This is a genomic window from Photobacterium sp. GSS17, from assembly GCF_028621875.1.
GTDB classification, from domain to species: Bacteria; Pseudomonadota; Gammaproteobacteria; order Enterobacterales; family Vibrionaceae; genus Photobacterium; species Photobacterium ganghwense.
This window is the reverse complement of the sequence record NZ_CP117517.1, coordinates 728,518-741,303: the sequence shown is the minus strand read 5'-3', so window position 1 is coordinate 741,303 and position 12,786 is coordinate 728,518. Positions and strand designations below refer to the sequence as shown.

Below are 12,786 nucleotides of genomic sequence, written 5' to 3'. Positions count from 1 at the left end.
CTCAAGACGGCTTACTCCTTAAATACGGCAAAAGCGGCCACAAGGGCCGCTAAGAGTCACAGATGTTTTTGCGCTCAGGCCGCTTTGGCAACCAGGCGCTGTGGCAGGGTAAAGGAGAACGTACTGCCTTCGCCCACCACACTTTCAATTTCCAGGTGCGAGTCATGGTGACTCAGAGCATGTTTCACAATAGCCAGCCCCAGACCGCTCCCCCCGGTTTCCCGAGAGCGGGCCTTATCCACCCGGTAAAAACGTTCCGTCAGGCGGTGAATGTGCTGCGGTTCAATGCCCTGCCCGTGGTCAATCACTTCCAGCCGTGGCCCGCCCGGAGACAGGAACCAGCGTACTTTGACTTCCGCATTGGTCGGGGTGTGTTTCACCGCGTTGTACACCAGGTTAGAAATCGCACTGCGCAGCTGATCTTCATCACCACGTACTTTGAGGCTTTTATCAACTTCAAAAGTGAACAGGTGCTCATCACCACCGCTGAGAGACACCGCTTCTTTTTCCAAGATTTCCAGCATTGCCGGTACATCGATGGTTTCTTCCAGCTCGATATTCGGGGCCGCCTCAATCTTCGACAGAGTCAGCAGTTGCTCCACCAGTGAGTTCATTCGGCTTAACTGCTCAGTCATGACGCCATGGGCTTTATCCCACATCGGGCCAACCAGCATATCCGGATCTTTGGACATTTCCAGATACCCCTGCAGCACCGTCATCGGGGTACGCAGTTCATGGGAAACGTTAGCAAAGAAGTTGCGGCGCATCCCCTCAAGCTGCTTTACCTGCGACACATCACGTACCACCATCAGGTATTCCCCTTCGGTATACGGCATGATACGCAGCTCCAGCGTGCGGTCAAAATTAAAGGGCGAGGTAATTTCCAGCGGCGTATCAAAGGTGCGTCCGGCCAGATAGCGGACAAAATCCGGACTGCGCAATAGGTTACTGATCGGCTGCCCGGCATCATCCGGCCAACGGAATCCCAGCAGATCCTGCGCCAGCTTGTTACACCAGACGATGTTCCCTTCGCTGCGAAAGACAACAACAGCATCAGGAAGGGATTCCGCACCATTGCGGAAGCGGCGGATCAGAGTTGCCAGTTCTTTGCGGCGGCGACGGTTGCGCTGTTGCAGCCGGTAAATGCCATTAAACAGAGGTTCCCAGCTGCCCGAGCCGGAAGGCGGTGTCAGGCTGCGCTCTTTCCACAGCCAGTTGGACATTTTCAGCTGATTATGAAAATGCCAGATAAGTTGGATCCATGTTGCCACCAGCAAGAACCAAGGCATATAGCCAAAGATCATTCCCAGGGCCACCCAAGGCAAGTAGAAAAGGATCAGTTCCCAGACCAACTTTTTCCACGACAGCCGCTCAACCATTGTTTACTCCGTGACAGCGGAGCATTCAGGTCACTCCCGCTGTCTGTTACTGCTTTGAAAAACCACTAAACCCGTGTTGAGAAACGATACCCGGCACCACGTACAGTCTGCACCAGCTTATCGTGACCATGTGCTTCCAGCGCCTTACGCAGGCGACGGATGTGAACATCGACCGTACGGTCTTCGACATACACATTGGTTCCCCAGACATTGTTCAGCAGCTGTTCACGGCTGTACACCCGCTCCTGATGCGTCATAAAGAAATGCAGCATCTTAAATTCAGTCGGCCCCATCTCCAGCGGCTGCTCGTTCGAGGTCACACGGTGTGAGACCGGATCCAACTTCAGCCCCTGGACATCAATCACATCATCCAGCGAAGTCGGGGATACCCGACGCATCACGGCTTTCAGCCGTGCCATCAGTTCTTTCGGAGAAAAAGGCTTGGTGATGTAGTCATCCGCACCGACTTCCAGTCCGCGGACTTTATCTTCTTCCTCACCCCGCGCCGTCAGCATCACGACCGGAATCTGGCGTGTTACTTCATCGCGTTTCAGGTGTTTAATCAGGTTAATACCGGAACCGCCAGGCAGCATCCAGTCAAGCAGAACCAGCTCAGGGTACGGCTCGCAAATCTTTTCCAGCGCCGTGTCGTAATCCTCAGCTTCAATAGCCTGATAGCCTTTTTGTTCAAGAACAAAACAGAGCATTTCGCGGATTGGTGCTTCGTCCTCTACAACAAGAATCCGTCTTACCATAATGTTCATTACCTACTTAGTTGCTGTCTTTCGAGCGCCATTATGTGTGTAAAGTATGACACTTTTGTGACTAGCCCGGAGAAAAACGTAACCTGTTGTATATGAAACTGTCATACAAACCAGGTTGTGAATCAAGCTCACAACCCGGCCGTACAATATTCAATCAGGCGCTTAGCCTTTGACCGCTATTTTACTCCGTCCCCCGCCCTGCGCTTCAACGCAAACCTGCACCCCGATACGCTCCACCAGCGTGCTGACATGGGAGATCACGCCGATCTGACGTCCATCGGCCTGCAGTGCATCCAGGCAGGACAGTGCCATTTCCAGGCTGTCCGGGTCCAGCGTACCAAAACCTTCGTCAATAAACAGTGACCCCAGTTGGCGCGTATCGGCCGCGAGGGAGGCCAGCGCCAACGCCAGAGCCAGCGACACCAGGAAACTTTCCCCGCCTGACAGCGATTCCACGCTGCGCACTTCGTCGCCCATGTCGTGGTCAATCACCTGCAAGGCTAGCGGGCTGCCCGGAACCGGTTGCAGCGCGTAACGCGGAGCCAGCTCCTGCAAATGCTCATTGGCCAACACCACCAGCTGCTGCAGGGTCAGTCCCTGTGCCAGCGTGCGGAACTTGTTGCCGGTTGCCGAGCCAATCAGCTCGCTCATCTGGCCCCACAGTTCAGTTTGCTGTTGCTGCGCCGCCAGCTTCTCGGTCAGCTCCCCGGCCTGCTGCAGTGCCTGTTCAGCCTGTACCAGCCGTTGACGCAGCCGGAAGATCTGCTCTTCCAGTCCAGCTTTGTCCTGCTGCCACTGGGTCTGCAACGGGGCCAGCTGGACGCTGATCGGCTCTGCCGAGTTCAGGGCCAACTCAAAAGCCTCGCCCCAGTCACGGGCAGCATCGGCTGCAGCCTGATGCAGCTCAATGGCGCGCTGTCGCTCCTTCAGCACTGACGCCGCCTGGGTGAGCGCATCATCCAGCGCCTTCAGGGCCGCCTGCTCTTGCTCCTGCCAGTGCTCATCTTTACTCAGCAACTGCATCAGCTGATGTTCATTCAGTCCCAGCTTTTCCTGCCAGCCCAGCCAGTCATGCACCACCTGACGGTGCTCCGCTGCCGTCTCTTTTTCCTGCTGCTGCCAGCCTGTCAGCGCTGCCTCGGCGGCGGCCACTTTCTCACCGGCCTGGCGCTGCGCCTGCTCCGTTTCAGTCAGTCGCTGCTGGGCCTCAGACATAGCGGCTTTGTGTTGGGCCGCCAAGCTGTCAGCATTCTGCTCACCGATGATAGCGACCCGTTGCTGCCAGGTAGATTTCGCCTGCTGCTGCAACGTCGCCGCTTTCTGCTGCCATTCCGCCAGTTGGCGATAGCCTGCCGCCAGTCCGGCTTCCAGTTCTGCCAACTGCGGTGCCAGTTCCGTTAATTGCTGATCGGTCTGCTCCAGCTCTTTCTTACCGGAAAGATAATGTTCAACCTGTTGTTTCAGCTGATGAATATACTGCTCCGAACCGTGCTGACGCAGCATCTGCAGCCACTGGTTGCTGCCGTACTGCTCGTTCAGAGCCTCACTACGAGCCGCCAGAATCGCCTGTTGGGTCTCGCTCTGTTGCTCAATCGACTGCAGTCGTTCTTTCCACTGAGTCGCACTCTGCTCCAGCTGGTGCTGACGCTCTTTCATTTCCGTGGCGGCCTGCTGCAACTGCTGTTGCTGATGTTGCAGATGACGCCCGTGCTGAATCTGCTGCTGAGCCAGTTCCATCGCCTGCTGCTGCAAACGGATGTCACGGTAAACCTGCTCAGCGTCCTGCTGCCATTGGCGTAATTGGTCGTTCAGCCGGGCGGTGTCCGGTGACGCCGTCAGGCTCTCCTCCAGCTCCAGTTGTTTGAGCACATCCAGCAGCGGAGCCAGCAGTTGATCCTGATACTGGCGGAAACGGTGCAACTCATTATCAATCACCGCCAGACGCTGCTGACCGTGTGGTAACTGCTGTTGCAGGTGGCGGCGTTCTCCCTCTCCGTCCTGCAGTTGCTGCTGCAGTTCACGCAGGCGTTGTTGCTGTTGGTGCAGCAAGCCTTCAACCACCGGATGCTGCGCGGCGTACGGATGATCTTCCGAACCACACAACGGGCACGGGGTATCAGGCTTAAGCTGGCTGCGGTACTCCGACAGGTTCACCACGGCCAGACTCTGCTGGAACTGCTGCTCGGCTTCCTGATACCGGGCCCGCAACTGCTCCATCGCCGGAGCCAGTGCTGCCAGTCGCTGCTCCACCTGAGTCAGATACTCAGTCAGCTCTTGTCGCTCGCCCTGCAGTTTTTCCGTCTGCTCCAGCAGCCCGGCCCACTCTTTGGTGCCGGACATCGCCTGGCGCAGGGTATCGAGTTCGGCTTGCTTGTCGTTGTATCGTTTCTGGCTGTCGGCCAGCTGCTGCTCTTGTTGCGCCAGATCCAGTCGGGTCAGCTGCTGCTCAAGCTCGCCTAAGTGACCGCTCACCTCTTTTTGTTGCTGCTCCAGCAGCGCCAGATTGCGAGACTGCGATTGCTGCTCATGCAGGATCTGCTGCTTTTCCTGAGCCAGACGGCCTAAGGTGCGATGCGCCGAGAGGTACTGATCCAAGTTATCCAGAACCGGCTGATACTGCTCCGCGACACCGGCCAGCTCATGATATTGCTCGAGCTGGATCCGCAACTGATGCTGGCGGGTTCGCCACTGCTGCTGCTGGCGTTTTTTCTCGTCCAGGGCAGTCTGCTGGCGCTGACAGTCATTCTGATGCTGCAGGAACTCAGCCTCAATGGCGCTCAACTGACGCTGGGTTGCCGCCAGTTGTTCATCCAGAACCGTGACCTGCTTAAGTTTCGGCTCCAACGCTTCCCACTGCTGACGGGCCGTGTTCAGGGCTGTGCGGGCCTGCTGCACCGCGCCATCGGCATTGACCAGCTGCTGCTTGTCCTGAACCAGACTTTGCTGGGCATTGGCGATTGAGGTTTCCAGCTTCGCCAACTGCAACCGGGTTTTCTGCAGCAGGGAAAAATCGTGTCTGGCCGGTTGCGCTTTGGCTATCTGTACCAGTGTTTCACGACGGGGAGCCGCCTCCTGGTGCTGTTGTTCTGCTTGCTGGCGGGCCTGCTGCGCATCCGCGCATTGCTGCGCCAGGCGCGCTTCGGTCTCCAGCGCCTGCTGATGCTGCGCCAGCGCTGTCAGTGATTGATCGATACCTTGCAGCTGCGCTTTGAACTGTTCCAATTGAGCGGATAACTCGGCCTTTTGCTCATCATCCAACAGTTCAATGTCCCCCAGCTGCGCCTGAAGCTGAGTCAGTTTCTGTTTTTCGTCCCGGGCGCGTTCATAGGCCGCGACGGACAGGCGGCCGTAAATCTCACCGCCGGTCATGCGTTCGAGCAGAGCGGCACGCTCGTCGGATCCGGCTTTAAGGAACGCGGCAAATTCCCCCTGCGGCAGCATTACCGCCCGGCGGAACTGTTCAAACGTCAGGCCAATCAGGCGCTCAATCTCCGTCTGCAGCTCGGCTTTTTTACCGGCAAAACGCTGTCCGGTGTCGAGGTTTTCCAGCCATTGTTCCGCGGCCTGAATACGGCCGTCCGCCTTGCCCCGAGCACGGCGCACATGCCAGTGGGCCCGCCAGGCGGTGCCGTCATTGGCCATGAAATCCACCTCGGCATAGCCTTCGGCCTTGCCGCGCGACAGAATGCTGCGCACGTCATTGGCCTTGATCCGGTTCGACTCATCATCGCGACCAATTTCAGCATCGTTTTTCTTGTTCGATTGCAGGCGGGGAATGCGGTCGTACAGCGCCAGACAGATGGCATCCAGCAGCGTGGATTTTCCGGCCCCGGTCTTACCGGTGATGGCAAACAGACCGGCTTCGCCCAGCCGGCCACCGGCAAAATCGATCTCAAACGGTTGCTGCAGACTGGCAAGGTTTTCACCACGTAGCGCAAGTATTTTCATCGTTGTTGTGCTCTCTTCATTTACTCGGTGGCTGTATTACAAATTCGCTTCATCTTCTTCGACATTGATCAGCAGCTGCTCAAACGCGGCCGTCATCGCCTCATCCGGTTCGCCCTGATATTTCTGCGTCCAGCTCAGGTTGAACACTTGCTGTGGCGTCACATCAGACAGACGACGGTGCCCCAGTCCCTGCTGAGTCTGGGTCGCCGGATAATGAGGCGTAATTTTGGCCAGACGCACGGCTTTGCCATCCAAGGCTGCCATGATTTTTTCCCGCAGCAGGGCTTGTGGCTTATCAAGCAAAACATGCACTTCCAGAAACGGCTGCTGCTCGCGCGGCTTGCCTTCCACGTCCAGCGCGCTCAGCTCTTCAATTACCAGGGCCAGCGGTGCCGGTGACGCCGGAACCTTGAGCATGTCCACCACGCGCGGCACTGAGACCGGCTCAATCGCCGTCACATCGGCCCCGTCGAAGTCCACCAGCACCACCTGGTGGTTGTAGCCCCGCTCTGACATGGACAACGGCAGCGGCGAGCCGCTGTAGCGGATGTGCTCCTGCTTGGCGACCCGTTGCGCCAAATGCAGATGCCCGAGCGCCACATAGCTCAGGTCCTCAGCAAAAATGGACGCCGGTAAGGCATGCTGGTTCCCGCCCAGTACCCGACGCTCTGACATCTCTGACAGCTTGCCCGAGGCCATGTAAGCATGTCCCATCCCGATCAGTGCCTGATTCGGCTGGCGGCCATGCCGCGCCGCTGCGGTCACTTCTCCATACAGGGTTTCGACCCCCTTGATCAGGCGATCATCCTCTTCACTCAGACCATCCGTACGCAGATCGGCACTGCGCAAAAACGGGACCGCCAGCACCCAGGCTGCCTGCTGCCCGGAGGCGTCGGTCAGCGGCACCAACATACGTTCGGTGTCCAGCTCGCCATCTTCACGGCGATGAATCCCCCCGACGATATGCAGGTCAAACGCTTTCAGCAATTCATGCGGGGCATCCAGCTTACTTGGCGAATCGTGGTTGCCGCCAATCATCACCACATTCAGGTTCGGCAGGTTTTTCGCCAGCCGGGCTAGAAAACGGTACAACATGCGCCAGGCACTGGCCGGCGGATTGGCCGTATCAAAAATGTCCCCGGCCACCAGCAATGCATCGGCCTGACTGGCTTCCAGTGTGTCTGCCAGCCAGTCAAGAAATGCCTGATGTTCGAAATCCCGGTTGTAACCATGCAGCTGATGACCCAGATGCCAGTCGGAGGTATGGAGAATCTTCATTACAAATCTATATGCCGAGTTGGAAAACTGCGTGAGATTGTACCGCACTTTTTCTTTCGCCCAACCCGGTGGCCGAGAAAACCAACGACATTCTTTTATCAATGCAATAAGATTGACAGCCAAATGCACAACCTAGGATCTGTAACAGCCATGATGTGGTTTAAAAACGTACTTACCTATCGCTTCAGCCGCGAAATCGACATCAACCCTGACCAACTGGAACAGCAACTGGAAGAATTCCGTTTTACACCATGTGGCAGCCAGGACATGCAGAAATTTGGCTGGGTACACGCCCTGGGTAAACACGGTGATATGTTTACCCATGTGGCCGGTGACAACATCCTGATCTGTGCCCGTAAAGAAGAAAAAATGCTGCCGTCGTCGGTGATCAAAGAATCACTGAGCGAGAAAATCGAGGCGATGGAAATCGAACAAGGGCGTAAGCTGAAGAAAAGCGAAAAAGACACCCTGAAAGATGAGATCGTGATGGATCTGCTGCCGCGCGCGTTCAGCCGTCGCTCCCAGACTTACGCTCTGATCATGCCAAAAGAAGGCTATATCGTGGTTGATGCCGGCAGCTTCAAGAAGGCCGAGGAACTGCTGGGCCTGCTGCGTAAATCAATGGGCAGCCTGCCGGTTGTACCAGTTACCCCGGAAAAACCGGCTGAACTGACCATGACCGAGTGGGTACGCAGCAACGAATCACCTAACGGCTTCACCATTGGTGAAGAAGCCGAGCTGAAAGCGATTTTGGAAGACGGCGGCGTGATTCGCTGTAAGCAACAGGATTTGTCGTGCGATGAAATTCTGGCGCACATTGAAGCAGACAAACTGGTCACCAAACTGGCAATAAACTGGCAGGATCGCATTGACTTCGTGCTGAACGAAGACCTGTCGGTAAAACGCCTGAAGTTCTCCGACGAACTGCGCGATCAGAACGACGATATCGACCGGGAAGACATGGCGCAGCGCTTGGATGCTGACCTGTCTCTGATGGCTGGTGAGTTTTCCGCTTTCCTGCCAAACCTGTTTGACGTGCTGGGCGGCCTGGAAGCCAAAGCCTGATCGGTTGGCACCACACGACTCCTGTCACAAAAACACCGGTCACAAAAAAACTAGCACTCAAAAAACATCGAACACTCAAAGAAAAAAGGCGACCTCAGGTCGCCTTTTGCTATCCCGCCCCGCGGGTCACCCATCGTTTATTTGCCGCCTGTGTATCGGTTCCTGTCATTCCAACCGGTTGTTTTCGGTTAGCCGTGACCGTCCCTTTCGAGCAACAGCACCGCCCGCCATCAGGATTCCTGCCTCATTTCCCTCTATCCATTGCCTTTGTGGGTGGGATCACAGTAAAATCCCGCCTCAACTCCGTATCCCGAGTGATACGGCCTGATTTGCAATCAGACACTGGATTATAAGAGCTATGTTTAAACCTGAATTGTTATCGCCTGCGGGCAGCCTGAAAAACATGCGTTACGCATTTGCCTACGGCGCAGATGCCGTGTACGCCGGCCAGCCACGTTACAGCCTTCGTGTTCGTAACAACGAGTTCAACCACGAAAACCTGAAAATCGGTATCGACGAGGCGCACGCGCAGGGTAAGAAACTGTACGTGGTATGTAACATTCAGCCGCATAACTCTAAGCTGAAAACGTTCATCCGTGACCTGGCTCCTATCGTTGAGATGGGCCCGGATGCTTTGATCATGTCTGACCCAGGTCTGATCATGATGGTGCGTGAAAACTTCCCGCATATGCCAATTCACCTGTCAGTTCAGGCGAACGCCGTTAACTGGGCAACCGTGAAATTCTGGGCAACTCAAGGCGTTGAGCGCGTGATCGTATCTCGTGAGCTGTCACTGGAAGAGATCGAAGAAATTCGTGAACACTGTCCGGAAACCGAGCTGGAAGTGTTCGTACACGGTGCACTGTGTATGGCGTACTCTGGCCGTTGCCTGCTGTCTGGCTACATGAACAAGCGTGACCCGAACCAGGGTACCTGCACCAACGCCTGCCGCTGGGAATACAAAGCCGAGAAAGCAACTGAAGATGACGCGGGGCAAATCGTGGAAATTCAGGAAGCCTCTGCCGTTCAGATGCAAGAGCCAGAGCGTCCGGAAGTGGCAATCGGTAAAGGCAAGCCAACTGACGAAGTGGTGCTGCTGAGCGAATCTCACCGCCCGGATGAGAAAATGGCAGCGTTTGAAGACGAGCACGGCACTTACATCATGAACTCGAAAGACCTGCGTGCCGTTCAGCACGTTGAGCGTCTGACGAAGATGGGTGTTCACTCACTGAAAATCGAAGGCCGTACCAAGTCGTTCTACTACTGTGCCCGTACCGCACAGGTATACCGCAAAGCGATTGATGATGCTGTCGCCGGTAAGCCATTTGATGAAACCCTGATGGGTACCCTGGAGAGCCTGGCTCACCGTGGTTACACCGAAGGTTTCCTGCGCCGTCACACGCACGATGCCTACCAGAACTACGAGTACGGCTACTCTATTTCTGACACCCAGCAGTTTGTGGGTGAGTTCACCGGCAAACGCCGCGGTGATCTGGCAGAAGTCGAAGTGAAGAACAAATTCGTTGTGGGCGACAGCATGGAGCTGATGACCCCGAAAGGCAACGTGATCTTCACCCTGGAGACCATGGAAAACCGTAAGTCTGAAGTGATCACCGATGCCAAAGGTAACGGCCACTTTGTCTTTATCCCGGTACCTCAGGATATGGATCTGGAATTCGGTCTGCTGATGCGCAACCTGAATGCCGGTGAGAACACCCGTAATCCTCACGGTCCTAAAGACGGTAACTAATCGCAATGGCATTGCTAATTACAGAAAAGTGCATCAACTGCGACATGTGTGATCCGGAGTGTCCGAACGACGCGATCTCCATGGGTCCGGAAATCTATGAGATAGACCCGGACAGATGTACCGAGTGTAAAGGGCACTACGACAAACCGACCTGTCAGTCGGTCTGCCCGATCACCAACTGTATTATTACTGACCCGGAACACATCGAGACCGAAGACGAACTGCTAGAGAAGTTCGTCACCCTGCAAGGTCTGGTGTGAACCCACTGGTTTTGCCATCAAAAAGCGCCCTGTCGGGCGCTTTTTTCGTATGGTTTAAATGCTTGCCTTCCCGCTTATCGCAAACAGCTTGACTCTTCGTCATCGAAAGACGCATTCGGATACCAGATGGGTTTCAGCTGTCTTTTTGCAGTAAAGCCACGCACTGGGCCGGTGGTACTACCGGCGGTTTCTTTTTCACCTTGGCAACCGCCTTCGGTTTCTCTTTGGTGACCGGTTTAGGTTTAGGCCGCCAAGAAGCCAGTTCCGCGCCGCAGCCATCACCCGGCGGGGGCGGCGTCTGCGCCTTACAGCTGGTATCACCTTCCGGGCAATTCAGCCGGACATGGAAGTGGTAGTAATGGCCCCACCACGGCCTGACTTTCCGCAGCCAGTCACGTTCTTTCCATTCCCGCTGGCACAACTGCTCTTTGATCACCGGATGGACAAAAATCCGCGCCACACGTTCATCTGCGGCCGCGAGCTGAATCATCAGTGCCTGTTTATCACCCCAGTTTTTCTTGTTGATGCGGTACTGCTTAAGGTGCACCATCGGCAATGGCTGCACATCAATCAGCTCTTCATCACTCAGCGGTTTATCCGACAGCTTCAGCCAGATATCTGCATCCAGCCCGGTCTGATGACTGGCGTGCCCGGAGGCAAAGCGTCCCCCCCGCGGCATCGCGATATCCCCGACCAACAGCTGTCCCAGCTTAAGCTGGTTCACCCCGTGAGCCAGATCGTGCAGAAACTTGATCATATCCTGATGGCCATAATAGCGCCCGCGATAAGATCGCATGACCTGATAACCATCCCCTTCCAGCGGCAGGCTCTGCCCGCCCGCCAGACAACCGTTACTGTATCCCCCGATTGATTGCGATTCCCCGTGACTCGGGGTTTTAACTTTTTCCCACGGACTCGCCCATGCGGCCTGGCTGACCACGACTGCCAGCATCCATACATATCGTTTTAACATTGCGCGCTCCCCATTTCCCCTTATCAATCTTAGCAAGCTCGCCGGAAGTCAGGGTAACTCCCTCGGTTAAAACGCCGGCCCACCTTTCAAAAAAGGCCGCCCGCAGGCAGCCTGATCTCAACTGATCCGAAATGGCATCATCAGATCCTTTATTTCATTTGTTGATCCAGATTGAGGATGGTCAGGGCGTTGCTGACACTGGTGGCCAGCACATCCACCACACCGGATCGCAATGCGCCCAGCAGCGCCAGGGCTTTACTGTTTTCCGCGGCGGTCACCACCACAATCGGGATATGGCGCAGCTCTTCCATGCTCAGACCAATCACCCGGTCGCTCATCATGGTGTCGGCTCGGCGACCCTGACTGTCAAAAAAGTCATAACCGGCAATGTCACCTACCACCCCTTTCCGGATCCGCGCCTCTACGATTTCCTGCGGGGTAAACCAGCCCATTTTGACCATGTGGCTGTTCTCGTTCATATCCCCGACCCCAACCAGCGCGACATCCGCACGGCGGGCACGGTCCAGTGTTTCTTTGACCGTGCCGTTTTTCATGATGGCTTCTTTGACTTTGATATCATCGACATACGCCGGTGCGTACAGGGTTTCACTGATCCCGTCGTATTTCTTGGCCAGCTGGCGGCAGATATGGTCGGCATTGATGGCATTGCCTGAGCGGTGCGTACCGCCGATACCACAGACAAAACGGCAGTTGCGATGCGGCACTACGCCGACATGATTGGCGATAGAGGCGATATTGCGTCCCTGACCTACCGTCACCACCATATCATCGGTCAGAATGGAAGAGAGGTAGCTGGAAACCAGACTGGCAACTTGCTGGCGCTGACTTTCATCGTCCGGCTGGTCCAGTGCAATCAGGGCACGTTTAAGGTTAAAACGCTCAATCAACTGCTGTTCGAGTTTCTCGCTGAATACCGGATGATACTTTACCGTAATTTCCACCACTCCTTCATCCCGTGCCCGGCGGAGCAAGCGGCCCACTTTCGCCCTCGACATGCCGAAGGTTTTGGAGATTTCTTCCTGGGTCGCGCCGTCCTGATAATAGGCAATGGCGATCTCAGTCAGCAGATCGCTGTCTACATAGCTGGTGTCATTCGGGGTGGCAGTCATTAACCAGTCCTTACATTCCGTCAAAAAGCCCTGCGGCATCATGGGTTAACCGCCTAAGTGTACCGCTATTCCCATGAAGCGGCGAGCGTTCCGGCATTCATGGCAACGAAGCCATGGTGACTGTTATCGTCCCCCAGCCCTGATGGTTGAAACAGCAGCGATAACAAAAAGACTGCTACTTTGCTCTTTCTCACTCCTCGCACACCTTTTAGGCTTATGGTAAGCCTAAAGCTGCACAG

General features: G+C 55.7%; 10 protein-coding genes. 3 read left to right on the top strand and 7 right to left on the bottom strand.

Features of this window, described 5'->3' with window-relative positions; translation table 11 throughout:
• Positions 1-74 precede the first annotated feature (74 nt).
• The 4 genes from phoR to PGW97_RS03315 form a co-directional block, all read right to left on the bottom strand.
• Entirely contained in the window at positions 75-1,379 is a 1,305-nt protein-coding gene (phoR, locus tag PGW97_RS03330) for a phosphate regulon sensor histidine kinase PhoR (RefSeq protein ID WP_217393472.1), read from the bottom strand.
• A gap of 65 nt (positions 1,380-1,444) precedes the next feature.
• Complete coding sequence (gene phoB / locus PGW97_RS03325) at positions 1,445-2,134, bottom strand: phosphate regulon transcriptional regulator PhoB (RefSeq protein ID WP_047886569.1); 690 nt, start codon at positions 2,132-2,134, stop codon at positions 1,445-1,447.
• A gap of 171 nt (positions 2,135-2,305) precedes the next feature.
• A complete protein-coding gene (locus PGW97_RS03320) occupies positions 2,306-6,091 on the bottom strand; it encodes an AAA family ATPase (protein WP_273858709.1) in 3,786 nt (1,261 codons plus the stop codon).
• Positions 6,092-6,127: 36 nt separating this feature from the next.
• Positions 6,128-7,369 carry an exonuclease SbcCD subunit D C-terminal domain-containing protein gene (locus tag PGW97_RS03315; protein WP_273858707.1) on the bottom strand — a complete coding sequence of 414 codons (1,242 nt, stop codon included), beginning with the start codon at positions 7,367-7,369 and terminating at the stop codon, positions 6,128-6,130.
• Between the two features lie 153 nt (positions 7,370-7,522).
• On the opposite strand from PGW97_RS03315, the gene rdgC reads away from it, so the two are divergent.
• The 3 genes from rdgC to PGW97_RS03300 all read left to right on the top strand — a co-directional run bounded on the left by rdgC (position 7,523) and on the right by PGW97_RS03300 (position 10,444).
• Positions 7,523-8,434 carry a recombination-associated protein RdgC gene (gene rdgC, locus PGW97_RS03310; protein WP_273859618.1) on the top strand — a complete coding sequence of 304 codons (912 nt, stop codon included), beginning with the start codon at positions 7,523-7,525 and terminating at the stop codon, positions 8,432-8,434.
• A gap of 358 nt (positions 8,435-8,792) precedes the next feature.
• Positions 8,793-10,184: a prephenate-dependent tRNA uridine(34) hydroxylase TrhP gene (trhP, locus tag PGW97_RS03305; RefSeq protein WP_047886565.1), complete on the top strand. Its 1,392-nt coding sequence runs from the start codon at positions 8,793-8,795 to the stop codon at positions 10,182-10,184.
• A gap of 5 nt (positions 10,185-10,189) precedes the next feature.
• Positions 10,190-10,444, top strand: a complete 255-nt coding sequence (locus PGW97_RS03300; protein WP_047886564.1) for a YfhL family 4Fe-4S dicluster ferredoxin — start codon at positions 10,190-10,192, stop codon at positions 10,442-10,444.
• A 133-nt stretch (positions 10,445-10,577) separates the two neighbouring features.
• Here PGW97_RS03300 and mepA read toward each other — a convergent pair whose 3' ends face one another.
• The 3 genes from mepA to PGW97_RS03285 all read right to left on the bottom strand — a co-directional run bounded on the left by mepA (position 10,578) and on the right by PGW97_RS03285 (position 12,741).
• Positions 10,578-11,417: a penicillin-insensitive murein endopeptidase gene (gene mepA / locus PGW97_RS03295; RefSeq protein WP_273858703.1), complete on the bottom strand. Its 840-nt coding sequence runs from the start codon at positions 11,415-11,417 to the stop codon at positions 10,578-10,580.
• A 149-nt stretch (positions 11,418-11,566) separates the two neighbouring features.
• Entirely contained in the window at positions 11,567-12,547 is a 981-nt protein-coding gene (locus tag PGW97_RS03290; RefSeq protein ID WP_273858701.1) for a sugar-binding transcriptional regulator, read from the bottom strand.
• Between the two features lie 65 nt (positions 12,548-12,612).
• Positions 12,613-12,741: a hypothetical protein gene (locus PGW97_RS03285; protein WP_273858699.1), complete on the bottom strand. Its 129-nt coding sequence runs from the start codon at positions 12,739-12,741 to the stop codon at positions 12,613-12,615.
• Positions 12,742-12,786 lie beyond the last annotated feature (45 nt).